The organism is Salipiger sp. PrR007, assembly GCF_010499845.1.
GTDB classification, from domain to species: Bacteria; Pseudomonadota; Alphaproteobacteria; order Rhodobacterales; family Rhodobacteraceae; genus Salipiger; species Salipiger pacificus_A.
On the sequence record NZ_JAAGOZ010000083.1, the window covers coordinates 148066 to 174884 of the forward strand.

26 protein-coding genes are annotated in these 26819 nt (G+C 67.5%); 20 read left to right on the top strand and 6 right to left on the bottom strand.

Annotated elements, in window-relative coordinates:
- Positions 1–2: 2 nt before the first annotated feature.
- Both G0Q01_RS24195 and G0Q01_RS24200 read left to right on the top strand, forming a co-directional pair.
- On the top strand, positions 3–170 hold the full coding sequence (locus G0Q01_RS24195) for an apolipoprotein acyltransferase (protein ID WP_108968953.1): 168 nt from the start codon (positions 3–5) through the stop codon (positions 168–170).
- Between the two features lie 109 nt (positions 171–279).
- A complete protein-coding gene (locus tag G0Q01_RS24200) occupies positions 280–1464 on the top strand; it encodes a VWA domain-containing protein (RefSeq protein ID WP_164189314.1) in 1185 nt (394 codons plus the stop codon).
- Here G0Q01_RS24200 and G0Q01_RS24205 read toward each other — a convergent pair.
- Positions 1461–2117, bottom strand: coding sequence for a glutathione S-transferase family protein (locus G0Q01_RS24205; protein WP_164189316.1), 657 nt, complete (start codon positions 2115–2117; stop codon positions 1461–1463). The genes G0Q01_RS24200 and G0Q01_RS24205 overlap by 4 nt on opposite strands.
- Before the next feature lie 104 nt (positions 2118–2221).
- Between G0Q01_RS24205 and G0Q01_RS24210 the strand changes: the two genes are divergently transcribed.
- The 4 genes from G0Q01_RS24210 to G0Q01_RS24225 all read left to right on the top strand — a co-directional run bounded on the left by G0Q01_RS24210 (position 2222) and on the right by G0Q01_RS24225 (position 7178).
- Positions 2222–3433 carry a polyhydroxyalkanoate depolymerase gene (locus G0Q01_RS24210; RefSeq protein WP_370457143.1) on the top strand — a complete coding sequence of 404 codons (1212 nt, stop codon included), beginning with the start codon at positions 2222–2224 and terminating at the stop codon, positions 3431–3433.
- Positions 3434–3534: 101 nt separating this feature from the next.
- A complete protein-coding gene (locus G0Q01_RS24215; protein WP_164189318.1) occupies positions 3535–5274 on the top strand; it encodes a glycosyltransferase family 2 protein in 1740 nt (579 codons plus the stop codon).
- A complete protein-coding gene (locus G0Q01_RS24220; RefSeq protein ID WP_164189320.1) occupies positions 5271–6215 on the top strand; it encodes a glycosyltransferase family 2 protein in 945 nt (314 codons plus the stop codon). Before G0Q01_RS24215 ends, G0Q01_RS24220 begins: the two co-directional genes overlap by 4 nt.
- Positions 6216–6275: 60 nt before the next feature.
- Positions 6276–7178 carry an AEC family transporter gene (locus tag G0Q01_RS24225; protein ID WP_164213930.1) on the top strand — a complete coding sequence of 301 codons (903 nt, stop codon included), beginning with the start codon at positions 6276–6278 and terminating at the stop codon, positions 7176–7178.
- Positions 7179–7181: 3 nt separating this feature from the next.
- Here G0Q01_RS24225 and G0Q01_RS24230 read toward each other — a convergent pair whose 3' ends face one another.
- Complete coding sequence (locus tag G0Q01_RS24230) at positions 7182–8261, bottom strand: ABC transporter ATP-binding protein (protein WP_164189324.1); 1080 nt, start codon at positions 8259–8261, stop codon at positions 7182–7184.
- Between the two features lie 469 nt (positions 8262–8730).
- On the opposite strand from G0Q01_RS24230, the gene G0Q01_RS24235 reads away from it, so the two are divergent.
- The 6 genes from G0Q01_RS24235 to G0Q01_RS24260 are packed head-to-tail and all read left to right on the top strand — an operon-like array spanning position 8731 to position 14843.
- On the top strand, positions 8731–11586 hold the full coding sequence (locus tag G0Q01_RS24235; protein ID WP_164189326.1) for a monovalent cation/H+ antiporter subunit A: 2856 nt from the start codon (positions 8731–8733) through the stop codon (positions 11584–11586).
- 3 nt (positions 11587–11589) lie between these two features.
- Positions 11590–11985, top strand: coding sequence for a Na+/H+ antiporter subunit C (locus tag G0Q01_RS24240; RefSeq protein ID WP_164189328.1), 396 nt, complete (start codon positions 11590–11592; stop codon positions 11983–11985).
- Positions 11982–13679 carry a monovalent cation/H+ antiporter subunit D gene (locus tag G0Q01_RS24245; protein WP_164189331.1) on the top strand — a complete coding sequence of 566 codons (1698 nt, stop codon included), beginning with the start codon at positions 11982–11984 and terminating at the stop codon, positions 13677–13679. Before G0Q01_RS24240 ends, G0Q01_RS24245 begins: the two co-directional genes overlap by 4 nt.
- The gene (locus G0Q01_RS24250; RefSeq protein ID WP_164189333.1) at positions 13679–14182 is read left to right on the top strand and encodes a Na+/H+ antiporter subunit E; all 504 of its coding nucleotides are present in this window, start codon (positions 13679–13681) and stop codon (positions 14180–14182) included. Before G0Q01_RS24245 ends, G0Q01_RS24250 begins: the two co-directional genes overlap by 1 nt.
- Positions 14179–14451, top strand: coding sequence for a K+/H+ antiporter subunit F (locus G0Q01_RS24255; protein WP_203595158.1), 273 nt, complete (start codon positions 14179–14181; stop codon positions 14449–14451). Before G0Q01_RS24250 ends, G0Q01_RS24255 begins: the two co-directional genes overlap by 4 nt.
- Positions 14448–14843 carry a Na+/H+ antiporter subunit G gene (locus tag G0Q01_RS24260; RefSeq protein ID WP_108968931.1) on the top strand — a complete coding sequence of 132 codons (396 nt, stop codon included), beginning with the start codon at positions 14448–14450 and terminating at the stop codon, positions 14841–14843. The genes G0Q01_RS24255 and G0Q01_RS24260 overlap by 4 nt, the downstream gene beginning before the upstream one ends.
- 4 nt (positions 14844–14847) lie before the next feature.
- Here G0Q01_RS24260 and G0Q01_RS24265 read toward each other — a convergent pair whose 3' ends face one another.
- Both G0Q01_RS24265 and G0Q01_RS24270 read right to left on the bottom strand, forming a co-directional pair.
- A complete protein-coding gene (locus tag G0Q01_RS24265; protein WP_108968929.1) occupies positions 14848–15396 on the bottom strand; it encodes an RSP_2648 family PIN domain-containing protein in 549 nt (182 codons plus the stop codon).
- Positions 15393–16589, bottom strand: coding sequence for an RSP_2647 family RNA methyltransferase (locus tag G0Q01_RS24270; protein WP_164189335.1), 1197 nt, complete (start codon positions 16587–16589; stop codon positions 15393–15395). Before G0Q01_RS24270 ends, G0Q01_RS24265 begins: the two co-directional genes overlap by 4 nt.
- A gap of 147 nt (positions 16590–16736) precedes the next feature.
- Between G0Q01_RS24270 and G0Q01_RS24275 the strand changes: the two genes are divergently transcribed.
- The 3 genes from G0Q01_RS24275 to G0Q01_RS24285 all read left to right on the top strand — a co-directional run bounded on the left by G0Q01_RS24275 (position 16737) and on the right by G0Q01_RS24285 (position 20185).
- The gene (locus tag G0Q01_RS24275; protein ID WP_164189337.1) at positions 16737–17426 is read left to right on the top strand and encodes a glutathione S-transferase family protein; all 690 of its coding nucleotides are present in this window, start codon (positions 16737–16739) and stop codon (positions 17424–17426) included.
- A gap of 221 nt (positions 17427–17647) precedes the next feature.
- Positions 17648–19453, top strand: coding sequence for a phosphogluconate dehydratase (gene edd, locus G0Q01_RS24280; RefSeq protein WP_164189339.1), 1806 nt, complete (start codon positions 17648–17650; stop codon positions 19451–19453).
- A 90-nt stretch (positions 19454–19543) separates the two neighbouring features.
- Complete coding sequence (locus G0Q01_RS24285; protein WP_164189341.1) at positions 19544–20185, top strand: bifunctional 4-hydroxy-2-oxoglutarate aldolase/2-dehydro-3-deoxy-phosphogluconate aldolase; 642 nt, start codon at positions 19544–19546, stop codon at positions 20183–20185.
- A 92-nt stretch (positions 20186–20277) separates the two neighbouring features.
- Here the strand turns inward: G0Q01_RS24285 and G0Q01_RS24290 are convergent, their stop codons facing one another.
- Entirely contained in the window at positions 20278–20535 is a 258-nt protein-coding gene (locus G0Q01_RS24290) for a hypothetical protein (protein WP_164189343.1), read from the bottom strand.
- Positions 20532–23309: a glutamine-synthetase adenylyltransferase gene (locus G0Q01_RS24295; RefSeq protein ID WP_164213931.1), complete on the bottom strand. Its 2778-nt coding sequence runs from the start codon at positions 23307–23309 to the stop codon at positions 20532–20534. The genes G0Q01_RS24290 and G0Q01_RS24295 overlap by 4 nt, the downstream gene beginning before the upstream one ends.
- A gap of 113 nt (positions 23310–23422) precedes the next feature.
- Here G0Q01_RS24295 and G0Q01_RS24300 point away from each other — a divergent pair, with 113 nt between their 5' ends.
- From G0Q01_RS24300 to G0Q01_RS24320, 5 genes are all read left to right on the top strand, one after another.
- Positions 23423–23890, top strand: a complete 468-nt coding sequence (locus G0Q01_RS24300) for a YbaK/EbsC family protein (protein WP_164189347.1) — start codon at positions 23423–23425, stop codon at positions 23888–23890.
- Between the two features lie 5 nt (positions 23891–23895).
- Complete coding sequence (locus tag G0Q01_RS24305; RefSeq protein ID WP_164189370.1) at positions 23896–24528, top strand: alpha/beta family hydrolase; 633 nt, start codon at positions 23896–23898, stop codon at positions 24526–24528.
- 155 nt (positions 24529–24683) lie between these two features.
- On the top strand, positions 24684–25130 hold the full coding sequence (locus G0Q01_RS24310; protein WP_108968912.1) for a DUF2852 domain-containing protein: 447 nt from the start codon (positions 24684–24686) through the stop codon (positions 25128–25130).
- Between the two features lie 154 nt (positions 25131–25284).
- The gene (locus G0Q01_RS24315; protein WP_108968910.1) at positions 25285–25737 is read left to right on the top strand and encodes an RDD family protein; all 453 of its coding nucleotides are present in this window, start codon (positions 25285–25287) and stop codon (positions 25735–25737) included.
- A gap of 244 nt (positions 25738–25981) precedes the next feature.
- Positions 25982–26794 carry an arginyltransferase gene (locus G0Q01_RS24320; RefSeq protein WP_164189349.1) on the top strand — a complete coding sequence of 271 codons (813 nt, stop codon included), beginning with the start codon at positions 25982–25984 and terminating at the stop codon, positions 26792–26794.
- Positions 26795–26819 lie beyond the last annotated feature (25 nt).

The following is a 26819-nucleotide window of genomic DNA, read 5'->3' on the forward strand; positions in this document are numbered from 1 at the left end:
ACATGATCGTCATCGCGGGAGCCATTCTTGGCGCCATCATCGGCGGGATGACCGCCGCGCGCCGCAAGGGCAACAAGGCGGACATCGCGCAATTCGTCGCGGTCTATGGCATCGCCTTCTCGCTGGTCGCGCTGATCCTGACGATCTTCGTGGAAAAGCTGGCGTTCTAAGCCCGGCGACTGGTCTTTGGGGCTCATCTCTCGACGTATTTTGCAAGAGAAGAAGACCCGGGTTGAGGCTCCCTGCAACGCGCGGCATCATCCCGCGCGGAGGTGGCCGATGTTCCTGCGATTTTTCGAAACCCTGAGAGCGGCGCAGGTGCCGGTCTCCTTGCGCGAGTTCCTGAGCTTCCTCGAGGCGCTGAAGGCCGGACTGGCGCTGTACGACGTGACCGGCTTCTACTACCTCGCGCGCAGCGTGCTGGTGAAGGACGAGCGCCATCTCGACCGTTTTGACCGCGCCTTTGCCGAGGCCTTCCGGGGGCTCGAGGCGGTATCGCTCGATGACATGCTCGAGGCGCTCGACCTGCCCGACGATTGGCTGCGCAAGATGGCCGAGAAACACCTCACGCCCGAGGAGCGCGCCGAGATAGAGGCCCTGGGCGGCTTCGACAAGCTTATGGAAACCCTCAAGGAGCGGCTGCGCGACCAGCAGGGTCGGCACCAGGGCGGCAACAAGTGGATCGGCACCGCCGGCACCTCGCCCTTTGGGGCCCATGGCTACAATCCCGAAGGCGTGCGCATCGGCCAGGAAGAAAGCCGCCACCAGCGGGCCGTGAAGGTCTGGGACAAGCGGGAGTTCCGCAATCTCGACGACCAGGTCGAGCTGGGCACGCGCAACATCAAGGTGGCGCTAAAGCGGCTGCGGGCTTGGGCGCGGGACGGGGCGGCCGAGGAGCTCGACCTCGACGGCACCATCCGTGCCACCGCCGAGCACGGCTATCTCGACGTGAAGACCCGCCCCGAGCGACGCAACGCGGTGAAGGTGCTGCTGTTTCTCGACGTTGGCGGCTCGATGGATCCGCACGTGAAGGTGGTCGAGGAACTCTTCTCGGCGGCGCGGGCGGAGTTCAAGCACCTCGAGCAGTACTACTTCCACAACTGCCTCTATGAGGGCCTCTGGCGCGACAACCGACGGCGCTGGGATGCCCAGATACCAACCTGGGAGGTGCTGAACACCTACGGCCCGGATTACAAGTGCATCTTCGTCGGCGACGCCTCGATGAGCCCCTACGAGATCGCCGTGCCGGGCGGGGCCAACGAGCATTGGAACAAGGAGGCGGGCGAGGTCTGGCTGCGCCGGGCGCGAGCGCAATGGCCCGATCACCTGTGGATAAACCCGGTGCCCGAGAAACACTGGGGCTACACTCGGTCCATCGACATGATCCGCGAGATCTTCGAGGAGCGCATGGTGCCCATGACGCTGGAGGGGATCGCGCGCGGAATCCGCAAACTCGCGCGCTAGAATTCGACCTCGAGTTCGACGATCTCGTCAGGCTCGGCCAGCGCGCCTTCGGTCCATTCCTTCATCGGCGCCCAGTCGAGAATTGTCTCCATGTAGGGCTGGAGACGATCCTCAAGCTGCACCGCGTAGGTCCGGAAGCGGGTGCAGACGGGCGCGTACATCGCATCGGCCACCGAGGGCTTCGCGCCGAAGAGGAACGGTCCGCCATAGGCATCGAGGCATTCGTGCCAGATCACCTTGATCCGCTCGACGTCGGGCCGCGCGCCAGAGAAGATCTTGAAGCTCTGGTGCCGTGCCTTGAGGTTCATCGGCAGCGCCGAGCGCAGGTTGTAAAAGCCCGAGTGCATCTCGCCCGAGATCGAGCGGCAATGCGAGCGCGCAGCGATATCCTCGGGGTAGAGACCGGCATCGGGAAAAATCTCGTTCAGGTACTGAGCAATGGCCAGCGTGTCCCAGACTTGCACCCGCCCGTGGATCAGCCGCGGCACCCGCACCGTAGGCGAAAGCAGCAGCAGTTCCTGCCGGGCGGTGGCGTCGGAGGTATCGACCATCTCCTCGGTGAAATCGAGCCTCGCCATGCGGCAGAGCAGCCAGCCGCGCAGCGACCAGGACGAGTAATTCTTCGATGAAATGGTGAGCGTTGCTTCCGCCATGACTGCCCCTCGGTGCTGCCTCTCGACGCGAGACCTCATTTTCTTGTCGCATCGGGCGCATCGAACTGGCTAGCCTTTTCGCGAGGCAGGGAAGGGAAAACGACGTGCTCTACGCCGGATACCAGGGACTTGATGATTTTATCGCCCCTTTCCGCATGGCGGCGATGCAGGGCCTCAATTTCATGCCGCGCCTCAACGGCCCTTTTGCCCAACTGACCCGCCACAACGCCGCGGCGCTGGAGATGATCTCGCGATTCCGGCTGAGCCACGACCGCCCGGCCTTCGGCCTCTCAACAGTGAGGGTCGACAATCGCGATGTGCCGGTGGTCGAGGAGGTCGCGCTCGACCTGCCCTTTGGCACACTGCTGCATTTCCGCAAGGACATGGACACGCCGCAGCCGAAGGTGCTGGTGACCGCGCCGCTCTCGGGCCATTTCGCCACGCTGCTGGCGGGCACGGTGAAGGTGTTGCTGCGTGACCATGACGTCTTTATCACCGACTGGAAGAACGCCCGAGATGTGCCTCTTTCCGAAGGGGATTTCGGTGTCGAGGATTATATCTCCTACGTTATCCGTTTTCTCGAGGAGATCGGCCCCGGGGCGCATATCCTCGCGGTCTGCCAACCTTGCGTGCAGGCGCTGGCGGCGGTCGCCGTCATGTCCGAGGACCGCAACCCGGCAACGCCGCTCTCGATGACGCTGATGGCCGGGCCGGTGGACGTGCGCGAGAGCCCCACGACGGTCAACGATCTGGCCAACCAGAGACCCATCGAGTGGTTCGAGCGCAATGTGATCGCCCGGGTGCCCTGGCGCTATGCCGGCGCCGGGCGCAAGGTCTACCCGGGCTTCGTACAGCTCACGGCTTTCATGTCGATGAACATGGACCGGCACCGCGCGACGCATCGGAAGCTTTACGATCACATCCTTGCCGGGGAGACCGAGAAGGCACACAAGATCAAGGAGTTCTACGACGAGTATTTCGCCGTGCTCGACCTGACCGAGGCGTTCTACATCGAGACCATCGAGCGCATCTTCCAGAGGGCCGAACTGGCCACGGGCGCGCTGAGCTACCGCGGCCGCAAGGTCGACCCTGGCAAGATCCGCCACACCGCGCTGCTCACCGTCGAGGGCGGCCGCGACGACATCTGCGGGCTCGGACAGACCGCGGCCGCGCATGACCTCTGCGCGTCGCTGCGCCCGCATCTCAAGCGCCATCACCTGCAGGCCAACGTCGGACACTACGGCGTGTTCAACGGCCGCAGGTGGGAGACCGAGATCTACCCGGTGGTGCGCAACATGATCCTCGCCATGGAGTGACCCCGCCGGGCCGTGGCGGAAAGGCGACGCTGGCCATCCATGCGCCGGCGCGCGGCTGCGGGAGATTGCCTGTGCCGTAAGATGGCGCCAGTCTCCGCGCCATGAGCGGAGAGAAGTCACCCCCCTATCCCGGCGGCATCGAGGCCATTCTCACCCAGATGGAGGGGCGCCGGGACGCGCTCGATTTCGCGCCGGGCGAAGCGCTGCCACCGATGGACACGCCGCTCGCCGGGCTTGCTGCGCAGATCGTCCCCGAGCCAGATGCAGATCCCGCCGAGGCGCCGCCCTTCCGTTCGAACCATCACCGGAAGCGCCACGCGCTGCGGCGCGAGCTGACCGGGCGGTCGGAGCTGGTATTTCTCAACGCGCTGCTCATCGCGCACCTGCGCAAGCGCGTGTTCCCCGCCCACGCCCCGGGGCTTTTCCAGCGGCTCTGGGCCGAAGAGGCCCCGGCGCTTTTGCAGCAGCTCGACCCGCGCTGGCTGGTGTCCTCGGTGACCACCTTCGGCGATCATGGGCTGAGCGCCGTGCAGCGCTCCGTGGGGCTGGCGCTGAGCACGCTTTTCGGCACGATGAAGCTCTACGAGAGCGAACGGCTTTATTCGGGGCATATGGCCCACCGCCCCTTTGCGCTCGACGGCAAGGCACAGGGCCCGTTGCCGCTTGAGATGGACGGCTACGCGCTGCCGAGCGGCGGGCTCGACGTCAACATGATCGGGCGGCTCTGGCGTGAGGCCGAGGGCGACCGGGTGATCCAGCCGCTCGCCCATCGCTTGCTCGAGATGCTAATCGCCGACGACCGGACGGTGTTCTCCCGGCTGAAGACCATGCGCCAACGGCAGGCCCGGCGCGATGGGGCAAAGACAGGCGGCGCGCCCGCTCCAGTGCCTGCCAGCCATCGGGGAGTCACGTCAGAGACGCTGCGCTGGGGGCTGACCTCGACCATCCGCGCGCCGCTGCCCGAGATCGCCCGCTTTGCCGCGCATCACCTCGAACTGGGGGCCGCGGCGCTGCACATCCACCTCGATGCGCCCGATCCCGAGGCCGCGGCCTTCCTCACGCGCCACCCCGCGATCCGCGTCACCCAGTGCGATGCGATCTACTGGCAGGCCAGCGGCCGCGCCCGACCCGAAGCGCATCAGGTCCGGCAGGCCTATAATGCGACGCAAAGCCTGCGGGACGGGCTGGGGGTGCATTGGCTTGGTCACATCGACGTCGATGAGGTCCTGCTGCCGCAGCGGCCGCTGGCCGAGCTGCTCTGCGAAGTCCCGCTTTCCGCCGCCGTCGCGCGCGTCGCTCCCGCCGAGGCGCTGGCAAGCGAGGATGGCCTGCCGCATCGCTTCAAGCTCACCCACAAGCACGCCGGCAAGCCCAAGGCGGTGCTGCAAGAGATCTACCCGACATTCGGCGCACATCTCTACGGCGGATTCCTCAGCCATACCTCGGGCAAGGTCTTTGCCCGCACCGGCATAGAGGACACGAGGCTCGGCATCCACACGCTGAAATACCGCGGCACCGAGGCCAGCAACCGCCACCGGCTGGACGAGGTCTGGCTGGGCCACCTGCACGCGCGCAGCTGGGCGCAGTTCCGCGCCGACTTGGGCTTTCGCCGCACCCTCGGCTCCTACCGGAAAAGCTCGGAGCGTCCGGAGATGGGACATGCCGAGCTGATCGGCTATCTCATGGAGGAAGAGGGCGAAGCCGGGCTGCGGGCACTCTTCGACGAAGTCTGCGCCGACACGCCCGCGCTGCGCGACCGGCTTGCTGCGCATGGCATGCTGCTGGAGCACCCCTTCGACCCCGATGCCGCCGTGATCCGCATCTTCGGAGCCCTGCCGTGATCCGCTGGGGCACCGTCACCACCACGAATGCGCCCCTGCCCCGCATCCTCGATTTCGCCGCCTGGCACCTCGAGCAGGGCGCGCAGCGGCTCTATATCTACCTCGATGACGCCGACCCCGCGGCGGCGGCGGCGCTGTCGGCCCACCCCAAGGTGCGCGTCGTCACCACCGATGCCGCCTGGTGGGCCAAGCGCGGCAAGCGCCCCGAGACGCACCAGGTCCGGCAGACCCGAAACGCGCGGCACGCGAACAACCGCAAGCCCGAGCTGGACTGGCTGGCGCATGTCGACGTCGACGAATTCCTTTTGCCCGCCCGCCCCCTGGCCGAGCAACTGGCGGATCTGCCCCGCGACTGCCTCTGCGCCCGCGTCCGCCCGGTCGAAGCCCTCGCCGCCGCGCCGGACCAGGCCGAGACCCTGTTCAAGGCCTTCCCCTTAGACCAGGCGGCCCGCCAGCGCGCTGCCGAAGCGTGCTTTCCCACCTGGGGTCGACATCTCTCGGGCGGCTTCCTGAGCCATGTGGCGGGCAAGCTCTTCTTCCGGCCCGGCACCGAGGGGCTCGACATCCGCATCCACAACGTGAGGCTCGGCGATCAGCTGAATCCCGGCGAGCACCCGCTGCCAGACACCGAACTCGGGCACTTCCACGCGGCGGACTGGGCGCATTTCCTCTCGGCCTACCGCTTCCGGCTGGACAGGGGCTCCTACCGCGCCGAGCTGAAGCCGCAGGCGCGCGGCGAGGGTGCGGTCAGCCTCAACACGCTCTTTGCAACGATCGAGAAGGAAGGCGGCGAAACGGCCCTGCGCAGCTTCTACAACGAGGTCTGCACAGCCACGCCCGAGCTCATCAAGAGGCTCTCGGACCACGGCCTTCTGCGCCGCCGCACCCTGAACCTGCCCGCCTTGCGCGCCAGCCATTTTCCCGGCGCCCCCCAGATCTGATGCCCGCCTGACCCACGGCGCCGCAGCCCCCCAACGCGGGCGCCCCGAACGAGACCTCCCATGCTCACCATCCTCACCCATGATATCCTGCCGGTTTTCGCGCTGCTGGCGCTCGGCTTCCTCCTCGGACGCCGCGGGGTCTTCGGTCGGCAGGATGCAGCCTCGGCCAACCGCGTGGCGCTGATGGTGATGCAGCCGGGGCTGATCTTCTTGGTGATCGCGACGGTGCCCTTCGCCGACTTCGAGCTGCGCACGCTGCTGACTTACGGCGCCTGCGAGGCGCTGGCCTTCGGCGCCTCCTACGCGCTCGCCCGTCGCGCCTTTGGCTGCGAGACGCTCGAGGCCTGGCTGCTGGCGATGAGCGTGGTCTTCGTCAACTCGCTGCTCTACATCCGGCCGATCGCGCTGCTGCTTTACGGCGAGGACGGAGCGCTGCCAGTGACCGCCGTGGTCGCCTGGGACACGGCCGTCGCCTTTGCCTTCTTCATCATCAGCGCGGACCTCATCGCCCGCCCCTCGGCCGGGCCGCTGCCGGCGCTGAGGCGGCTCGCGGTGAACCCCACGCTGAGCGCCATCCTGCTCGGCGTCGCGGTCAACCTCGCAGGCCTGACGCTGCCCGAGCCGATCCTCACCGCCTGCCGCTTCGCCGGGGCGGCGACCGCGCCGCTGGTGCTCTTTGCGCTCGGCGTGCTGCTGTCAGGGCAGAGTCTGCGGCCCTCGGCGGTGGTGACAACTTACGCGGCCTTGAAGCTGGTCGGCTTCCCTCTGCTGGTTGCGCTGGCGGTCTGGCTCGCCGGGGCGAGCGATCTGTGGCAGGCGCAGGTGTCGCTGCTGGCAGCCGGGCCGTCGGGTGCCATGGCCTTTGCGCTGGCGCTGCTGCACAGCATCCGCACCGACCGGATCGCGGCGGTCACGATCTGGACAAGCGCGCTGTCGCTGCTCTCGCTGGCGGCGCTGGCCTGAGGGTCAGTCCCGGGCCGGGAAGACGAAGCAGCGGTCGCGGCGCACGGTCAGCCAGAGTGGCGTGCCGGGTTTCGGCAGGAAGACATTGGGCACCGTCGCGCGGATCGTGCCGCCGTCGAAATCCATACGGAATTCAACGAGGCTCTCCGAGCCCATGAAGCGCGCCCGCTCCACCACGCCGCGCGCCGGGGTGCCGGCCATCTGCGTCGGATTGGGGCCGCGCCCTCCGCGGTCGAAGTCGATGCCGACGTGCTGCGGGCGGAAAACGATGTCGACCTCGCCCCCGTCGGGCACGCCGGGCGCGAGGAAGGGACCAAAGGGCGTCTCCGCCAGCGCCCCCTGAACCTTTCCACGCAGAGAGTTGATATCACTGAAGAATGCCACAGAGGCCTTGTCGGCCGGGGCGTTATATATATTGTAGGGCGCGCCGCGCTGGACGATCTTGCCGTCGCGCATCAAGGCAATCTCGTCGGCCATGCGCATGGCTTCTTCGGGCTCGTGGGTGACAAGCAGGACCGAGGTGCCCTCTTCCTTCAGCACCGCCAGCGTCTCGTCGCGGATACCGTCACGCAGGCGGTTGTCGAGGCCGGAGAAGGGCTCGTCCATCAGCATGATGCGTGGCTTGGGCGCCAGCGCGCGGGCCAACGCCACGCGCTGCTGCTCGCCGCCCGAGAGCTGGTGCGGGTATTCGTCGACGAAATGCGCCAGCCCCACCCGATCGAGCAGTTCCACCGCGCGGCCCTTCTTGGCGCTGGCGGCGCCCTTGAGACCGAAGGCGACATTCTCGCCCACCGAAAGGTGCGGAAAGAGCGCGAAATCCTGGAACATCAGGCCGATGGCGCGGCGCTCGGGGGGGACGCGGAACACCGTGTCGCAGATCAGCTTGCCGTCGACGAAGATCGCGCCGCTGTCCTGCATGTCGACCCCGGCGATCATCCGCAGCGTCGTCGACTTGCCGCAGCCCGAGGGTCCCAGAAGGCAGGTCACATGTCCCGGCTCGATGGTCAGCGAGACGTCATCGACGACGGCGCGCCCCTCGAACCGCCGCACGAGGTTCCGGATCTCCAAACGGGGGTGCGCCACTGCTGCCTGCCTCGCGTTGTTCCCGAAGTAAAAGCGTCGGGGATTGAGCTTACACGTCCGACTAGCAGCCCGAAAAGCGCCAGACAAGGAGAAGGGCCCCGAGGACCGGGCCGGGTGACGGTCTCAGCCGATGCCGCGCAGGGCACATGCGGCTCGGCGGCAGGGTCCAAGGCAGAAAACCGGCCCGGAAACCACCGGAGTGGGCGCGCGCCCGGCTGCGTCAAATACGCACATAGCCTAATATACCCTAGGTTGTTCGCGCACCCGCCGATCTACCTAAAGGACTTCACGCCTATAGTAACCCCAAGTAACAATCGCAATACTTGGCTCGAATATTTCGACCTGACATTACCGTTAGAATTCGGCTAACTTTCCTGAAATTAACGTCAGAATGGCTGTTTTCGGGTTGTGATATGGTGTGAAATCGGCTGCCTTCTCTCGACGCCGCCAACGACGATCAGGGAGTTCCATGTCACTTTTCATCATTGCGCTCCTTCCCTTCCTCGGAGCCCTGCTGCCCGGCCTGATGATTCAGGCCGGTCGACGCGCCTGCGGGATGACGACTCTCTTCGTCACCCTCGCCGCGCTGCTGGGGCTGGTCACCCACCTGCCCGCGATCTGGGCCGGCGAGACGGTCACCGCCTCGGTGGACTGGCTGCCCGCGATCGGGCTGAACGTGACGCTCTTCCTCGACGGGTTGGGGATGATGTTCGCCGCGCTGATCCTCGGGATCGGGGCGCTGGTGATCATCTACGCGCGCTATTACCTGACGCGCGATGACAACATGGGCGAGTTTTACACCTACCTGCTGCTCTTCCAGGGCGCGATGGTTGGCATCGTCCTGTCGAACAACATCCTCCTGCTGCTGATCTTCTGGGAGCTGACCTCGCTGTCGTCCTTCCTGCTGATTGGCTTCTGGAAGCACCTGCCCGAGGGCCGCCAGGGCGCGCGCATGGCGCTCACCGTGACCGGCATGGGCGGTCTGGCGCTGATCGGGGGCATGCTGCTGCTGGGCTCCGCGGCCGGCACCTACGAGATCACCGAGATCCTCGCGCGGCGCGACGTGATCCAGGCCTCGCCCTATTATGTCCCGGCGTTGCTGCTGATCCTGCTCGGCTGCTTCACCAAGTCGGCGCAGTTCCCCTTCCACTTCTGGTTGCCGCACGCCATGGCGGCCCCCACGCCCGTCTCGTCCTACCTGCACTCGGCAACCATGGTGAAGGCGGGCATCTTCCTGATGGCGCGGCTCTGGCCGGCGCTCTCGGGCACGCAGGAGTGGTTCTGGATCGTCACCTCGGCGGGTCTGATCACCATGGTCCTTGGCGCCGTGATCGGTCTTTTCAAGCATGACCTCAAGGCTTTGCTGGCCTTCTCGACGGTCTCGCACCTAGGCCTCATCACCATGCTTCTCGGCACAGGCACGGCCTACGGCGCAATGGCAGCGGTGTTCCACATCCTCAACCATGCGGCCTTCAAATGCTCGCTCTTCATGAGCGCGGGCATTGTCGACCACGAGGCGCACACCCGAGACATCCGCCGCCTAGGCGGGCTGCGCCACCTGATGCCGATGACCGCGACCATCGCCATCGTCGGCGCATTGGCCATGGCGGGCATCCCTCTGTTCAATGGCTTCCTGTCCAAGGAGATGTTCCTCGAGGAAGCCTCGCACACCGTTCTTTTCGGCTCGCACTGGCTGGTGCCTGTGCTGGCGACCCTTGGGGCGATCTTCTCGGCCGCCTACAGCTTCCGCTTCATCGCGCATGCCTTCCTCGGCAAGACCCGTGACGACTATCCGCACACGCCGCACGACCCGAACTTCGGCATGTGGGGGCCGCCTGCCTTTCTCGGGCTGATCGTGGTCGTCGTGGGCTGTCTGCCCTTCCTCGCGGAACCGGTGGTCAAATTGGTGACCGCCGCGGTGATCGGAGACGTCGCCGAGGTTCCCGGCGCGCATCTCGCGCTCTGGCACGGCGTCACCCCGGCGCTGATCATGTCGATCATCGCCACCGTCGGCGGCCTGATCCTGCTTGCGCTCTTCACCCCGCTGCTCAGGGGCTGGGACGCCGCGCCGCGCCCCGAGGCAAAGCAGATCTTCGACGCCCTCATTGGCCTCTGTGCCCGCGGCGCGGAGCGCCTCACGGGCGGGCTGAACAACGGCAGCTTCTCGCGCTACGCATCGGTCTTCACCGTGACCGTGCTGGTGGTGGCCGCCCACGCCTGGTTCACCGGCACGCTGGGGCCGGTAACGCGCGAGATGCTGCCGATCCAGCCGCTGCCGCTGGCGGGCTGGATCCTCATCGTCAGCGCCACCGGGCTCATCGTGGTCTTCCACCGCAACCGCCTTACGGCGCTGATCCTGATGGGAGTCATCGGCACCATGGTGTCGATCGCCTTCAACTACCTTTCCGCGCCGGATCTTGCGCTGACGCAGATCTCGGTCGAGGTGGTGACGATCATCCTGCTTTTGCTGGCGCTGAACTTCCTGCCCAACACCACGCCCATCGAGTCTCCGGTCTCGCGCCGGATGCGCGATGGGATCCTCGCGGCCGTGGCCGGCCTCGGCACCGCGGGGCTCACCTACGCCATCCTGCGCCGCGATTTTGCGATGGGGACGATCTCGGACTACATGCTCGACAACTCCTACGACGGCGGCGGCGGGACCAACGTGGTCAACGTGATCCTCGTGGACTTCCGGGGCTATGACACCTTCGGCGAAATCATCGTGCTCGGCATCGCCGCGCTGGTGATCTACGCGGTGACCGAAGCGCTGCTGACCGGGCCGGTGCGCGCGCGCCTGCTCAACCGCGTGCCGGACCAAGAACAGGCCGGAGACGCCCACCCGCTGATGATGGTGGTGGTCACCCGGCTGATCCTGCCCGTGGTGCTGATGGTCGGCGCCTATATCTTCCTGCGCGGTCACAACGAACCGGGCGGCGGCTTCGTCGCGGGTCTCGTGGTGTCGATCGCCGTGGTCATGCAGTACATGGCCTCGGGCTTCGCATGGGCCAACGAGCGCCAGCGCTACCCCTACCACGGGGTGATCGGCGCGGGCGTGCTGATCGCCGGGCTCACCGGCATCGGCGCGTGGCTCTTCGGAAAACCCTTCCTGACTTCGACCTTCGGCTACGTGACGCTGCCGGGGCTGGAGAAGTTCGAGCTTGCCTCGGCCATGGCCTTCGATCTCGGGGTCTTCCTCGCGGTGGTCGGCGCCGTACTGCTGTCGCTCGAGAGCTTCTCGCGGATGGCACGTCGCTCCGGCGACGAGCCCAGCGAGCATGCGATGGACATCGACCCCTCGCGCGATATCGAAAACGAGGGGGCCTGATCCATGGAATTTCTCATCGCGACCACCATCGGCGTGCTGACCGCCGCGGGCATCTACATGGTGATGCGGCTGCGCACCTTCCCCGTGATCATCGGCACCTCGCTGCTGACCTACGCCGTGAACCTCTTCCTCTTCGCCTCTGGCCGGTTGGTGATCAACCAGCCGCCGATCCTGCGCGACGACGTGACGAGCTACACCGACCCGCTGCCGCAGGCGCTGGTGCTGACGGCCATCGTGATCTCCTTCGGCATGACCGCCGTGGTGGTGATGATCGCGCTGGCCTCCTACCTCAACGCCAATGATGACCACGTGGACGAGGCGCGGGAGCTTGCCCGCGAGCGCCGCGCCGGAGAAGACCCTGACGCAAGACAGGGCGACGAGAAGGAGTCCCGCGCATGATGCACTGGATTATCGCCCCCGTGCTGCTGCCGGCCATGATGGCCGCCATCATCGTGCTTGCCGCGCGCTTCCACGAAACCCTGCAGCGGATCTTCTCGGTCGCCTCACTGGTGGCCACGCTTGCCATCGCCATCGGTCTTTACATACAGGCCAGCGATGGCACGGTGACGATCTACCAGCTCGGCAACTGGCAGGCGCCCTTTGGCATCGTGCTGGTGGCGGACCGGCTGGCGACGACCATGGTGCTGCTGACGGCGGTGCTGGCGCTGCCGGTGCTGATCTATGCGATCGGCTCGGGGTGGGACCGCCGCGGACAGCATTTTCACGCGCTCTTCCAGTTCCAGATCATGGGCATCATGGGCGCCTTCCTCACCGGCGATGCCTTCAACCTCTTTGTCTTTTTCGAGGTGCTGCTGATTGCCTCCTACGGGCTCATGGTCCATTCGGGCGGCGCGACGCGGACCCGGGCGGGCGTGCAGTACATGCTCTACAACCTGCTGGGCTCGACGCTCTTCCTCTTCGCGCTCGGCACGCTCTACGCGCAGGCCGGCACGCTCAACATGGCGGATTTGGCGCAGCGCGTGGCGGCGGCGGACGTGGAGAACTCTGCCGGGCTGCGCGTCGCAGCCGTGCTGCTGCTGCTGGTCTTCGCGATCAAGGCGGCGCTTCTGCCGCTGCACTTCTGGCTGCCCTCGAGCTATGCCGAGGCCCCGGCCCCCGTCGCCGCGCTCTTTGCCATCATGACCAAGGTGGGTGCCTATGGCATCATCCGCGTCTACACGATGATCTTCCCGCCCTCGTTGCCTCTTATGTCGGGCGCACACGAGGAATGGCTGCTGCCGCTGGCGCTGATCACCCTCGCGATTGGCATGATCGGGGTGCTCGGCACGCGCGAGATCGGGCGGCTCGTCGCCTTTTCGGTGATCGGCTCGATGGGGATGCTGCTGGCCTCGGTGGCGCAGTTCACCCCGGCGGGTATCTCGGCGGCGCTTTACTACGCGTTGCATTCGACGCTGGCGACGGCGGCGCTCTTTCTCGTCGTCGATGTGATCCGCGAGCGCCGCGGCAGCGTCGCAGGAGAGCTCACCGCAGCGCTGCCCATGGCTGGGGGCGCATTGGTGGCGGGGCTCTTCTTCATCGCCTCCATCGCCATGACGGGCCTGCCGCCGCTCTCGGGCTTCCTCGGCAAGCTGCTGATCCTCGAGGCGGCCGAGGGCGGCGCGCTGATGGGCTGGGTCTGGGCGGTGGTGCTGGGCTCGTCGCTGGTGGCCGTGGTGGGCTTTTCCCGCGCGGGCTCGACGATCTTCTGGAAGCCGCACCAGCTCGCGGTCGAGCAATGCGGCTCGGTGGACGATCCCGAGGACGCACAGGGCGCGCGTGAGATCCACGATCCCACGGGCGGCAACCAGCCGCTGCCGATGCTGGCCATCGGACTGCTGGTGAGCCTGCTGGTGGCGCTGACCGTCTTCGCCGGTCCGGTGACCCGGCAACTCGACGCCACCGCCGCGCAACTCTTTGCGCCGCAGCCCTATATCTCCACCGTGCTCGAGACGCCGGGCAAGGCGATCGAGAAGCACGGCGACGACCACGCCGATCCCCATGAGACCAACGCCGGCGGCCACGAACTGCCCGCCGACGAGTCCCATGAGCCCGGCACCGAGGCAACCACCGACGACGCATTGGGAGGACAGTGATGGCCGCGCGTTTCATGCAAAGGCTCTTTCCGCACCCGCTGCTGTCGGTTGCGCTGGTGATCATCTGGCAGTTGCTGGCGAACGAGCCCTCGATCAACAGCCTTGTATTCGGGGTCATCCTCGGCGTGCTGCTGCCCTTCGCCACAGCCGCGTACTGGCCGAACCGGCCGCAGGTGACCCGGCCGTGGAGGCTCATCCCCTATGGGCTGATCGTCGCCTGGGACATCATCACGGCCAATGTCACCGTGGCGCTGATCGTGCTCTTCAAACCCAATCGCAACATCCGCTCGGCCTGGGTGAACATCCCGCTCGACATCCGCACCCCCGAGGCGATCACCGCGCTCGCGGGGACCATCACCCTGACGCCAGGCACGGTCTCGGTCGACCTCTCGGACGAGGGCCACGCGCTGCTGGTGCACGCCCTGCATGCCGAGGACCCCGAGAAGGTCGCCCGCAAGATCAAATCCCGCTACGAACGCCGCCTGAAGGAGATTTTCGAATGATTGTCACCTATGCGCTCATCTTCGCCTTTGCCGCCGTGAGCCTGTCGTTGCTGCTGACGATGATCCGGCTGGTGAAAGGCCCCCGGAGCGGCGACCGCATCCTCGCGCTCGACACGCTGTCGATCAACGCCGTGGCGCTGATCATCCTCGTGGGCATCGCCGGGGCAACGCAGATCTACTTCGAGGCCGCTATGATCATCGCCATGCTCGGCTTCATTTCGACCGTCGCCGTGGCGCGCTTCGTGCTGAGAGGAGACATCATCGAATGAGCCACGACATCCTCGATATCGTCATTGCCGCGGCGCTGGTCATCGGCGGGCTGTTCACCTTGGTGGGCTCGATCGGCCTGCTGAAACTGCAGGCGCCCATGGCCCGGCTGCATGCGCCGACCAAGGCTTCGACGCTGGGAGTGGGTTCGATCCTACTGGCCTCGGTGCTCTTTGCCTTTGCCTCCGGCGCGCCGTCCTACCACGAGCTGCTGATCATTGCCTTCCTGTTCATGACGGCACCGGTCTCGGCTTATTTCATCGGGAAAGTGCACATCCACCTCGGCCAGAACCGCAAGCCGCTGCCGACGCCGGCGCGCGATCGGATCTGGTCCACAAAGGCCAAGCGCGAAGAAGATACGCCGAACGTGCCGGAGATGAAGGCCGACGCGTAAGCGCTCAGCCGGCGGCTTCGAGCGCCTTGCCGAGCCGCGGCAGCCGCGCCTTTTTCAGAAGCCCGCGCAGGGTCCAGTCCTCGCCCGAGAGCCGCCGCGCCTCGGCGAGGACCGCCTCGCAGGCATCTTTGACCTTGCCCGGGTTCGCCTCGCAGAGACCGCGCAGGAAGCCGTCGGCATCGACACGCGAGAGGCCCTCCTCGGCGAGGATGTTGCGCGGGAAATCCTTGGCGTTCTCGGTGACGATGAGGTCGGCGCTTGCCGAGATGGCCGCCGCCAGCACATGCAGGTCCGCCGGGTCGGGCAGCCAGAGCCGGTCTTCAAGGGCGGGCTGGTAGCGCACCTCCGCCCCCGGCCAGGCGGCGCGCACCTGGGCGATCTCACCGCGCGCCTGCATCTCGCCCATCGGGCCGAGCTTGCGCGCCGCGAGCGCCCATTCTTCCAGGATGCGCGCGGACCACAGCGGCTGGAAGAGCCCCTGCGCCGCGACGCCAAGGAGCACCTCGCGCATCACCGTGGGGTAGATGACGCAGGTGTCCAGAAGCACCTTCACAGGCGGAACACCAACGCCTTCAAGTAGCCCGATTCCGCCAGCTGCGGCAGCAGCGGGTGATCCGGCCCGGCAAAGCCGGTGTGCAAGAGCTGCGCCCGGCGCCCGGCCCGGCCGATGCCGCGCAGGCAGGCGCCGGTGAAGCTCGAGAGATCCGCCGCGTGCGAGCACGAGCAGAGCACCAGGTAGCCGCCCTCTTCGACCAGCGGCGCCGAGAGCCGCGCGACCTTCTCATAGGCGCGCAGACCTGCTTCCAGCGCGGGTTTGGCCGGGGCGAAGGCGGGAGGGTCGCAGACCACGAGGCCGAAGCGCTCGCCCTCGGTCCCCAATGCCTCGAGCGTGTCGAACGCGTCGCCCTGACGTGTGGCGAAGCGCTCTGCCGCGCCCATGCGCCTCGCGCCTTCCTCGGCCAATGCCAGCGCCGAAGCCGATCCGTCGACCGAAAGCGCACTCGCCGCGCCGCCCGCCAGCGCCGCCAGGGCGAAGCCTCCGACGTGGGAGAAGACGTCGAGCATCCTTTGCCCGCTCGCCAGCCGCGCGGCGAAGCCGTGGTTCGGGCGCTGATCGTAGAAAAGGCCGGTCTTCTGGCCGCCGGTGAGATCGGCCATGTAGGTCGCGCCGTTCATCTCGACCGGCAGCGGCGCCTCGGGCGCCTGGCCCAGCAGCACCGCATCCTGATCGTCGAGCCCCTCCAGCTGGCGGCCCCGGCCGCCGGCGTTCTTGAGGATGTTCGTGACGCCAGAGACCTCGGCGAGCGCCTCGGCCAGCTCGGGCAACAAGAGCTCGGCCCAGGCGGCATTCGGCTGGATCACCGCGGTGTCGCCGAAACGGTCGATGATCACGCCGGGCAGCCCGTCAGCCTCGGCGTGGACCAGCCGGTAGTAGGGCGCCGGGAACAGCCGCTCGCGCAGTTCCAGCGCACGGGTCAGCTTGGCGGCGAGCCAGGCCTTGTCGATCGTGGCTTCGGGGTCGCGGTCGAGCATCCGGCAGATGATCTTCGAGCTGGGTGTCACGCCCACCAGCCCGAGCAGCTTGCGGTCGTTGTCCTCGAGCCGCGCAACGGTGCCGGCGGCAAGGTTCCGGGTCCGGCGGTCGACCACCAACTCGTTTGCATAGACCCACGGGTAACCACGGCGCAGCGCCTGCGGTTTGGCCTTGGGAAGGAGACGGACGGTGGGGAGATCGGGCTGTGTCATCTTGCCCCTTTAGCGCCGCGCGGGTGCCTTGGAAAGCATCTTCGCAGCCGCGCGTTGCAGCCCTGCCATGCAAGAGGGGTCAAGAAGACTTGCCACACAGGCCGCAAGGCCCGAGAATCGTCCAACCGATCCGAGAAGAGGGCCGCCATGAGACTGACGCTCTATTCCCATCCGCTTGCCTCTTATTGCCACAAGGTCCTGATCGCGCTCTACGAAACAGGGACCGACTTGGAGACCGTCACGGTGGATCTCGGCGATCCGGCCCAGCACGCCCGACTCCACGGTCTCTGGCCGGTCGGCAAGCTTCCCGTGCTGCATGACGCCGAGCGGAACCTGATCCTGCCCGAGGCGACGATCATCATCGACTACCTGGAGCGGGTCTGCCCCGGGCCGCAACGGTTGCTCCCCGCCGATCCCGACGCCTGCCTGCAGGCGCGGCTGTGGGACCGGTTCTTCGACCTCTACGTGCAGGGGCCGATGCAGAAGATCGTCTTCGACAGTTTCCGTGCCGAGGATCAGAAGGATCACCTGGGAGTCGCAGAGGCCAAAGAGCAGCTGCGTCAGGCCTACGTGATAATCGAGCAGCACATGACGGGGCGGCTCTGGGCCGCCGGGGACGACTTCTCGCTCGCCGAATGTTCCGCCGCGCCCGCGCTCTTCTTTGCCCGCATCCTGCAGCCCTTCGAGCCCGGGCAGACCGCGCTCGACGGCTATTTCGAACGCCTCCTCCTGCGCCCTTCTTTCTGCCGGGTGCTGATCGAGGCGCAGCCCTGGTTCGAGAGCTTCCCGTTCCACGACCGCATGGACGCGCGCTTTCAATCCCCCGTCCCGAACTGAGACTGGCGCAGGCGCCGCACCGACCGCCCCGATAACGTCGCGCGAGGGGAACGCGGCCCGTTCTTGTCCACTGCCGCGACGCGCTGCTCCAATTTCACGCGTTCCCCTCTGCGCGGCCGTCCGCCCAACCCTAGCATCTTTACTGATAGCGCTAACTGAGCTACATGCTGCGCAAGGACGCCAGACCGGGCCGACCCCGGACAGCGAAAGGAGCCCCTCTCATGTCGCTCAACGCCACCATCGCCAAGGTCACCGCCGAGATCGAGGCGCGCTCGGAAAACCTCCGAGGCACCTATCTCGACAGGATGCGCCGCGCCGCCGAGGAAGGTCCGCGCCGCGCCCATCTCACCTGCGGCAACCAGGCCCACGCCTATGCCGCCACCGGGCAGGACCAGCAGGCCCTGGCGACGGGCCGGGCGCCGAACCTCGGCATCGTCACCGCCTACAACGACATGCTTTCGGCCCACCAGCCCTACGAGCGCTACCCAGAGCTGCTGCGCACCGCGGCGCGCTCGGTCGGCGGCACGGCGCAGGTGGCGGGCGGCGTTCCGGCCATGTGCGACGGGGTCACGCAGGGCCAGGTCGGGATGGAGCTCTCGCTCTTCTCGCGCGACGTGATCGCGCTGGCCGCCGGGGTTTCGCTCTCGCACAACACCTATGACGCCGCCGTCTACCTCGGTGTCTGCGACAAGATCGTGCCCGGGCTCGTCATCGCCGCGGCCACCTTCGGCTATATCCCCGGCCTCTTCCTGCCCGCCGGGCCGATGACCAGCGGCCTGCCCAACGACGAGAAGGCCAAGGTCCGCCAGCAATACGCCACCGGCGAGGTCGGCCGCGACAAGCTGATGGAAGCCGAGATGAAGAGCTACCACGGCCCCGGCACCTGCACCTTCTACGGCACCGCAAACTCCAACCAGATGCTGATGGAGTTCATGGGTCTGCACCTGCCCGGCAGCTCCTTCATCAACCCCAACACCCCGCTGCGCGACGCGCTGACCGAGGCCGGGGCGAAACGCGCGCTGTCGATCACCGCGCTCGGCAATGAGTACCGCCCGGTCTGCGACGTTCTCGACGCCAAGGCCTTCGTCAACGGCATCGTCGGCCTCATGGCCACGGGCGGGTCGACCAACCTCGTGCTGCACCTGCCGGCCATGGCGCGCGCCGCGGGCGTGGCGCTCGAGCTGTCGGACTTCGACCAGATCTCGCAAGCGGTGCCGCTGATGGCCAAGGTCTATCCCAACGGGCTTGCGGACGTGAACCACTTCCACGCCGCGGGCGGGCTGCAGTACATGATCGGCGAGCTGCTCGACGCGGGCCTCATGCACGAGGACGTCAAGACGGTCGCGGGCGACGGCATGCACCTCTACACGCAGGAACCGAAGCTCAAGGATGGCGCCATCGTCTACGAGGACACCCCGCGCAAGAGCCAGAACGACAAGATCCTCCGGCCCGCCTCGGACCCTTTCCAGAAGTCGGGCGGGCTCAAGCAGATGATCGGCAACCTCGGCCACGGCATCATGAAGATCTCGGCGGTGAAGCCCGAGCATCACGTCGTCGAGGCGCCGGTGCGCATCTTCCACGACCAGGCGCAGGTGAAGCAGGCCTTCAAGGCCGGCGAGTTCACCACGGACACCATCGTCGTGGTGCGCTTCCAGGGGCCGAAGTCGAACGGCATGCCCGAGCTGCACAGCCTGACGCCGACCCTCGCCGTGCTGCAGGACCGCGGCCTGAAGGTGGCGCTGGTCACCGACGGGCGGATGTCGGGCGCGTCCGGCAAGGTGCCCTCGGCGATCCACGTCTGCCCCGAAGCCGCAGACGGCGGCCCGCTTGCCAAGCTGCGCGATGGCGACATCGTCCGGCTCGATGCCACCACCGGCACGCTGCAATGCCTGACCGAGGGCTTCGAGGACCGCGAGGCGGTCACCGCCGACCTCACGGGCAACGGCCATGGCGTCGGCCGCGAGCTCTTCGAGGCCTTCCGCCGGAACGTTGGGCTGGCCTCGAATGGCGCGGCGGTCGTCGTCTGACCGCCTGCCGCGCTTGCCCTTTCGGCATTTCGAAAATAACCCTGACGCGACCGCTCCGGTCCCAATGACACCCAGACAAAGGCCCCGCCCATGACCCCCCAGGATGCCAGCCGCGCCAACGAAGCCCTCTGCAAGCTCGCCCCGGTGATCCCGGTTCTGGTGATCGACGATCTCGCCCATGCCCGCCCGCTGGCCGAGGCGCTGGTCGCAGGCGGACTGCCAGTCTTGGAGGTAACCCTGCGCACCCCTGTGGCGCTCGACGCGATCCGCGAGATGGCGCAGGTCGAGGGCGGCGTCGTCGGAGCGGGCACGCTGCTCACCCCTGCGGATGTCGAGGCCGCGGTCGCGGCGGGCGCCAAGTTCGGCGTCTCGCCGGGCGCCACGGACCGGCTGCTCGACGCCTGCGAGGCCGCCGAGCTGCCACTGCTGCCCGGCGCCGCCACCGCCTCCGAGGCGATGGCCCTGCTCGAGCGCGGCTACACGGTGCAGAAATTCTTCCCCGCCGAGGCCAATGGCGGCGCCCCGGCTCTGAAGGCGATCGGCGCGCCAATTCCCCAGGTGCGCTTCTGCCCCACCGGCGGCGTCAGCATGAAGAACATCGGCGACTACCTCAATCTCAAGAACGTGCTCTGCTGCGGCGGGTCGTGGGTGGCCCCGAAAGAGCTGATGCAGGCCGGGGACTGGGACGGCATCGTCGCGCTGGCGCGCGAAGCGGCGGCGCTGCCGCGCTGAGCGCGGCGCTGTAAGGGGGGGGCGCTGCCCCCGACTGCGGCTGCTTCTCTTTCCAGATACGCGCGCCTCAGGCGCTCCCGGGACCCCTGCGCTCAGGACCGCCGTGCCGCGCGGCCTCCGCGGCGGCGCGGCAAAGCAACTGCGCGGCCCTCGGTCATGACCTGCGTCATCGGGTGCCCCGGCGTGCCATGGCGGGCCAGCAGCGTGTCGAGCGCGGCCCGCGGATCAGCCCCCTCGGGCAGCGACAGTGCCCAGTCCAGGAAGATCGAGCGGCACTCTTCGAGGCTGATGCCCTCGATCCGGTAGGCCTCGGCGATCAGCGCCTTGGGATCGAGCGCGTCGCCCTTCATTCCGCCGGCACCGGTAGGGCGGCACTGATGATCTCGGCGGCGCGGCTGGCCATCTCGTCCAGTTTCGCGCGCAGGGCCTCCGGTCCGTCGACCCCGGCGAGGCTGGTGAGGAAGCTGCAGCCGCCCGCGCCCAGTTGGCCGGGGTCGAGCCGACCCTGGGTGATCAGCCGCGCGCCGATCTGCAGCGCCCAGCAGAGGCGATAGGTGGCGGCGAGGTGGTCGGCCTCGGCGCGGCTCAGCCAGCCCTCCTGCGCTGCCGCCGCAAGGCCGCGAGCGGTGCGCCGCGGTGCCTGCCCCGAGAGCAGCGCACCGGCCTGACCGACCAGCTCGATATCCTGCATCCGCCCCTGCCCGAGCTTCGGATCCCAAGGATCGCCGCTGCCCTTTGCGGCGGCAATACGCGCGCGCATCTTCGACAGCTCTCCCAGCACCTTGCCCCGGTCGTGCGGTCCGGCCAGCAGCTCATGCCGCCGCGCCTCGACCTCGGCCGCGAGATCCGCCGGACCTGCCACAACCCGTGCGCGGGTCAGCGCCAGGTGCTCCCAGACCCAGGCGCCCGTGCGCTGGTACTCGGTGAAGGCGGCGAGCGAGGTCGCCACCGGCCCCTGATTGCCCGATGGGCGCAAGCGCATGTCGATCTCGTAGAGCTTTCCCTCGGCCATGGGCGCCGTCATCGCGGTGATCAGCGCCTGCGTCAGCCGGGCGTAATAGGTGCGCGACGGAAGCGGCCGCTTGCCTTCGGAGGCATCGACCCCATCCGCGTCGTAGATCACGATAAGGTCGAGGTCGGAATGCGCGTGCAGCCGCCCCGCCCCAAGACTGCCCATGCCCACCACCACCGCACCACGGCCCGGGGCGTCGCCGTGCTTGCGGGCGAATTCGGCCTGCACGACCGGAGCCAGCGCGGCGAGCGTCGCCTCGGCCAGCTCGGCGTAATGCTTGCCCGCCTCCTGCGGCTCCGAGATTCCGCGCAGCAAGTGCACGCCGATGCGGAAGTGCCACTCGTGCTGCCAGCGCCGCGCCAAATCAAGCTGGCGCTCGTAGTCCTCTTCGCGCGAGAGCACCTCCGAGAGATCGACGGTCAGCGCCGTCACCCCCGGCCAGGGGGCAAAGAAATCGCCGCCGATCACCGCGTCGAAGACCTGGGCGTTGCGCGACAGGTGCAGCGCCAGCTCGGGCGAGACCGAGACGATGTCGACCAGCAGATCGACGAGCTGCGGGTTGGCCTCGAAAAGCGAGAAGAGTTGCACCCCTGCTGGCAGCCCGGCCAGAAAGCCGTCGAAGGCGGTCAGCGCCTCCTCGGGGCGGGCTGCGCGGGCGAGGCGATTGAGGATCTCGGGGCGCAGGCGGTTGAAGATCTCCACCGCGCGGTTCGAACGCAGCGCCGGGTAGCTTGGCCAGCGCGCCACCAGTGGGCTGTCCTCCAGCGGCGAGGCGGCGACGGGCTCGCCACGGCTTTCGGGGGCAAAGAAGCCCTCGGTCAGCTCGTGCACCTCCTCGAGCCGTGCTTCCAGGTCGGATTTCAGCTCGGCCAGATCGCGCCCGCAGAGGGCGGCGAGCCGGGCAAACCCTTCCTCGCTACCGGGCAGCGCGTGGGTCTGGGCGTCCTGCACCATCTGGATGCGGTGCTCGATCTCGCGGTGCGCGCGGTAGTGCTCCGTCAGCGTCTCGGTGACCGGCTGCGGCACCCAGCCGGTCTCGGCCAGCACCTGCAGCCCCGGCACCGTGCCGCGCACCCTGAGGCGCGGATCCCGGCCCCCGGCGATGATCTGGCGGGTCTGGGTGAAGAACTCGATCTCGCGGATGCCGCCGCGGCCCAGCTTCATGTTGTGCCCTGGCAGGGTGATCGGCCCCGAGAGCCCCTTGGTCTCGCGATAGCGCAAGCGCATGTCATGGGCGTCCTTGATCGCGGCGAAGTCGAGGTGCTTGCGCCACACGAATGGCCGCAGCGACTCGAGAAAACGCGCGCCAGCCTCCGGGTCCCCGGCGCAGGGCCGGGCCTTGATCCAGGCGGCGCGCTCCCAGGCGCGGCCAAGGCTCTCGTAATAGCGCTCGGCGGCCTCCATTGCCATGCAGACCGGGGTGACTGCGGGATCGGGGCGCAGCCGTAGGTCGGTGCGGAAGACGTAGCCCTCGCCGGTCAGGTCGTTGAGCGTGGCACTCATGCGTTTCGTGGCGCGGATGAAGGACGCGCGGGCCTCGTGGAAATCGTCACGCTCGAAGCGGGTTTCGTCGAAGAGACATATGAGATCGATGTCGGAGCTGTAGTTGAGTTCCCCCGCGCCCATCTTGCCCATGGCAAAGACCACCATGCCGCCGGCGGCGGCGACGTCGTCCTCGGTGGCGCCGGGCAGTTTGCCGCGCTTCACCTCGCGGGCGATCGCGTCACGCAGGGCGATCTGCGTCGCGAGGTCGGCGAAGTCGGTCAGCGTGCCGGTGACCTGCTCCAGCGGCCAGGCGCCGCCAAGGTCCGCAAGCCCGACCAGCAGCGCAACCCGGCGCTTGGCCTCGCGCAGCGGCACGCGGGGGTCGCCCTCGGTGCCGCGCAGCGCCGCGAAGAGCGCCACGAGCGCGTCCTGCGGGGCATCTACTGCGCCCTCGAGCCAGGTGCTTTCCTTGCGGATGAGGCCCGCGAGATAGGGGCTGGAGCCGCCCGCCCCCTCGATCAGCTCGGCGATGGGGTCCGAGGCCCAGGGCACGGCGGCGCGGGCCTCTTCTCCGAGGGTGGGCTCGAAAGGGCGGGGCAGTCGGGTGATCGCATCGGCAAGGTTCATGGCGGCAGATGGCCACGGTTGCGCGCTTTGTGCAATGCCAACTGGCATGCGGTGGCTTGCCGCGCCGCCGCGCGGGCGGCTATGCCTCGGAGCGACAGAGACGGGAGACGATCATGAGCAAGAGCCTGAAACGGGTGCGCGCGGCGCTGGAAGAGGCCGGGCTGCCGGTGGAGATCCTCGAGGTGGAAAACGCCCGCACCGCGCAGGAGGCGGCCGACTCGGTGGGCTGCGCGCTCGACCAGATCGCCAAGTCGATCATCTTCCGCGCCGAGCAGAGCGGCGCGGCGGTGTTGTTCCTGACCGCGGGCGGCAACCGGGTCTGCGCCGAGAAAGCCTCGGCCTTGGCGGGCGAGCCGCTGGGCAAGGCGGATGCGGCGCTGATCCGCGGGCAGACCGGGTTTGCCATCGGGGGCGTTTCGCCGGTCGGGCACCTCACGCCGATCCGGGCCTGGATCGACCCGCGGCTGCTGGAGTTTGCGCAGGTCTGGGCGGCGGCGGGCACACCGCGGCACCTTTTCGCGCTCGACGCCCACGTGCTGCCGGGGCTCACCGGCGCGGTGGCGGCGGAGTTCACCGAGTGACCGGGATGGATTTCCTGATCGACGGCGATGGGCCTGACCGCCCGACCCTGCTGCTCGCCCATGGCGCCGGCGCGGCGATGGACAGCGATTTCATGGCGCGGATGGCGGCGCTTCTGGCTCGCGAGGGGCTGCGGGTCGCGCGCTTCGAGTTCGGCTACATGGCGCAGCGCCGCACGGGCGGCTCCAAGCGCCCGCCGCCCAAGATCGAGCTGCTTCAGCAGGAATACCGCGCGGCGATCGAGGCCCTGGCCTGCGATGGTCCGCTCTTCATCGGCGGCAAGTCCATGGGCGGGCGGGTCGCGAGCCTCATTGCCGACGACCTCTTCAAGGCGGGCAGGATTGCCGGGCTGGTTTGCCTTGGCTACCCGTTCCACCCCACCGGCAAGCCCGAGAGGCTGCGCACGGAACACCTCGCGGCGCTGCGCACGCCCGCGCTGATCTGCCAGGGCACCCGCGATCCCTTCGGCACGCGCGAAGAGGTGGCGGGCTATGCGCTGTCGGAGAGCATCGCCCTGGACTGGCTCGACGACGGCAATCATGACCTCAAGCCGCGCAAGAGCGTGAGCGGGCAGAGCCACGAGGACAATCTCGCGCGCGCCGCGGCGGCGGTTTCGGACTGGGTGGCACGGACCGTCTAGGCTCCAAGGCCCTTCGCGGCGGACAACGCGTCAAACCGCCCGGCGCGGAAAATGTAAAAACCTTTCACATCACCCCTTGAAGGGGGCCGGGCGAATACCGATCTTCGGTAATGTGAAGACCATTCACATCACACCGAACCGAAAGGACACGACCCATGACCGCCGCCTCGCAGCACTACACCCAGCCCGCCAACCCCGGCTGGCTGCGCCGTGCCGAGTTCTGGCTCGACCAGCGGGGCAAACCCGCGTGGATCGTCGCCATGATCCTCGGTTTCATGATTTTCTGGCCCATCGGCCTCGCCCTTCTTGCCTATATGATCTGGAGCAAACGCATGTTCGGAAAGTCTTGCCGCAATCGTCACAGCAACCGTCACGCCGCGTTCCAGCAGGGCTTCAACGCCATGCGCCCGAGCGGCAACGCCGCCTTCGATGCCTACAAGGCTGACACGCTGCGCCGCCTCGAAGACGAGCAGAAGAGCTTCGAGGACTTCCTGCAGCGCCTGCGCGAGGCACGTGACAAGGCCGAGTTCGACCAGTTCATGGACGACCGCGACCGCAAGGCCCGCGAAGAGCGCGAAACGGGCGAGATCGAAAACGCCTGATCACCAGGATCACACATCGCCATGGCCCAGCACGGGCCATGGCACCGACACCCCACCGGGCTCTGCCCTCTGGATTTCTTCCGGCATCGTCCCCACCTGCCCTGTAACCCCGAAACTGCACCCGCCCGAGACGGACAGCCCGAGCGAGAGAGACATGTACCCCAACGCGACTTATTCCCATCTACCCGACCCGGTGCACCAGCGTGCCTTCTACGAGAGTGTCGCGCTCAAGCGCGGCATGGCCTGGGTCATCGACACGATGATCGTTGCGGTGCTGGTGTTCATCGCCCTTCTGTTCACTGCTTTCCTTGGCGTGTTCATTTTCTTCGCCATCTGGCTGGTGGTCAGCTTCGGCTACCGGGTGGCGACCCTGACCACCGGCTCGGCGACCTGGGGCATGCGCCTCATGGCGATCGAGTTCCGCGATTGGCAGGGGCAGCGCTTTGGCCTGCCTCAGGCGCTGCTGCACACGCTGGGATACACGGTTTCCGTGTCCTTTGCGCCGCTGCAGATTGTCTCGATCGTCTGCATGCTGGCGACAGAGCGCGGTCAGGGTCTGACCGACCTCGCCCTCGGCACCGTGGCGCTGAACCGACGCGCCGCCTGACACCGGGACAGCTCAAGACGCAAGGGGGGCCTCGGCCCCCTTTTCTTTGTCGGAGGCGTGGGGACGGTGCCTTGCGTGCCCCTTCAAGAGCGCCCGGCATCCACGCGACGGCGCGCCCGTTGGCGATCTTTCGCGCGCACCCTTTCCCAAGATCGTGATAGCTGCATATGTAAGATGAGGTGGGGTTGGCGACCAGCCCTTTCGTTGTTACGTTTTTCTTTCAAACAGCCCGGACGGTTCCGAAATGCGCCACTCGCTGCCCCTTGCGCCGCAATTCTACGTCACGGCGCCGCAACCCTGCCCCTACCTGCCGGGCCGGATGGAGCGTAAACTGTTCACCGCGCTGCAGGGGGACAGTGCCGAGAAGCTCAATGACAGCCTCTCCAAGCAGGGATTCCGGCGCTCGCAGAACGTGCTGTACCGCCCGTCCTGTTCCGAGTGTTCGGCCTGTCTTTCGGCGCGGATCGACGTGCGCCGCTTCGCCCCGTCCAAGAGCCAGCGCCGGTCGCTGAAGCGCAACGCCCATCTGCACCGCCGGGCGTCGAGCCCCTGGGCCACCGAGGACCAGTTCGAGCTCTTCCGCCGCTACCTCGACGCGCGCCATGCCGATGGCGGCATGGCCGACATGGATATCTTCGAGTTTGCCGCGATGGTCGAGGAGACACCGATCCGCAGCCGCATCGTCGAATACACCGACGGCGCGCGCGGCGACCTCGCCGCAGTCTGTCTGACCGACGTGCTCGATGACGGGCTGTCGATGGTCTATTCCTTCTACGATCCCGATCTGCCCAAGTCCGGGCTCGGCACCTGGATGATCCTCGATCACATCGACATCGCCCGCGAGGCGGGGCTGCCTTACGTCTACTTGGGCTACTGGGTACCCGGCTCGCCCAAGATGGGCTACAAGGCGCAATTTTCGGCGCTCGAGATCTACCGCCGCGGTCGCTGGGAGCCGATGCGCGGAGACGACGATTACGCCTCCGAGACCCATCCGCTGAGCACCGACCCGATCGCCGAGCAGGTCGCGAACATCTCGCTGCCCGACAGCCGGGGCTGAAGGCAAGAGCCTCGAGGTCCGGAGG

Excerpts from the sequence above, each read along its gene's own strand:
- G0Q01_RS24195 (WP_108968953.1), top strand. The coding sequence starts at position 3 with ATGATCGTCATCGCGGGAGCCATTCTTGGCGCCATCATCGGCGGGATG.
- G0Q01_RS24200 (WP_164189314.1), top strand. The coding sequence starts at position 280 with ATGTTCCTGCGATTTTTCGAAACCCTGAGAGCGGCGCAGGTGCCGGTC.
- G0Q01_RS24205 (WP_164189316.1), bottom strand. The coding sequence starts at position 2,117 with ATGGCGGAAGCAACGCTCACCATTTCATCGAAGAATTACTCGTCCTGG.
- G0Q01_RS24215 (WP_164189318.1), top strand. The coding sequence starts at position 3,535 with ATGAGCGGAGAGAAGTCACCCCCCTATCCCGGCGGCATCGAGGCCATT.
- G0Q01_RS24225 (WP_164213930.1), top strand. The coding sequence starts at position 6,276 with ATGCTCACCATCCTCACCCATGATATCCTGCCGGTTTTCGCGCTGCTG.
- G0Q01_RS24235 (WP_164189326.1), top strand. The coding sequence starts at position 8,731 with ATGTCACTTTTCATCATTGCGCTCCTTCCCTTCCTCGGAGCCCTGCTG.
- G0Q01_RS24240 (WP_164189328.1), top strand. The coding sequence starts at position 11,590 with ATGGAATTTCTCATCGCGACCACCATCGGCGTGCTGACCGCCGCGGGC.
- G0Q01_RS24245 (WP_164189331.1), top strand. The coding sequence starts at position 11,982 with ATGATGCACTGGATTATCGCCCCCGTGCTGCTGCCGGCCATGATGGCC.
- G0Q01_RS24250 (WP_164189333.1), top strand. The coding sequence starts at position 13,679 with ATGGCCGCGCGTTTCATGCAAAGGCTCTTTCCGCACCCGCTGCTGTCG.
- G0Q01_RS24255 (WP_203595158.1), top strand. The coding sequence starts at position 14,179 with ATGATTGTCACCTATGCGCTCATCTTCGCCTTTGCCGCCGTGAGCCTG.
- G0Q01_RS24260 (WP_108968931.1), top strand. The coding sequence starts at position 14,448 with ATGAGCCACGACATCCTCGATATCGTCATTGCCGCGGCGCTGGTCATC.
- G0Q01_RS24270 (WP_164189335.1), bottom strand. The coding sequence starts at position 16,589 with ATGACACAGCCCGATCTCCCCACCGTCCGTCTCCTTCCCAAGGCCAAA.
- G0Q01_RS24275 (WP_164189337.1), top strand. The coding sequence starts at position 16,737 with ATGAGACTGACGCTCTATTCCCATCCGCTTGCCTCTTATTGCCACAAG.
- edd (WP_164189339.1), top strand. The coding sequence starts at position 17,648 with ATGTCGCTCAACGCCACCATCGCCAAGGTCACCGCCGAGATCGAGGCG.
- G0Q01_RS24285 (WP_164189341.1), top strand. The coding sequence starts at position 19,544 with ATGACCCCCCAGGATGCCAGCCGCGCCAACGAAGCCCTCTGCAAGCTC.
- G0Q01_RS24290 (WP_164189343.1), bottom strand. The coding sequence starts at position 20,535 with ATGAAGGGCGACGCGCTCGATCCCAAGGCGCTGATCGCCGAGGCCTAC.
- G0Q01_RS24295 (WP_164213931.1), bottom strand. The coding sequence starts at position 23,309 with ATGAACCTTGCCGATGCGATCACCCGACTGCCCCGCCCTTTCGAGCCC.
- G0Q01_RS24300 (WP_164189347.1), top strand. The coding sequence starts at position 23,423 with ATGAGCAAGAGCCTGAAACGGGTGCGCGCGGCGCTGGAAGAGGCCGGG.
- G0Q01_RS24305 (WP_164189370.1), top strand. The coding sequence starts at position 23,896 with ATGGATTTCCTGATCGACGGCGATGGGCCTGACCGCCCGACCCTGCTG.
- G0Q01_RS24310 (WP_108968912.1), top strand. The coding sequence starts at position 24,684 with ATGACCGCCGCCTCGCAGCACTACACCCAGCCCGCCAACCCCGGCTGG.
- G0Q01_RS24315 (WP_108968910.1), top strand. The coding sequence starts at position 25,285 with ATGTACCCCAACGCGACTTATTCCCATCTACCCGACCCGGTGCACCAG.
- G0Q01_RS24320 (WP_164189349.1), top strand. The coding sequence starts at position 25,982 with ATGCGCCACTCGCTGCCCCTTGCGCCGCAATTCTACGTCACGGCGCCG.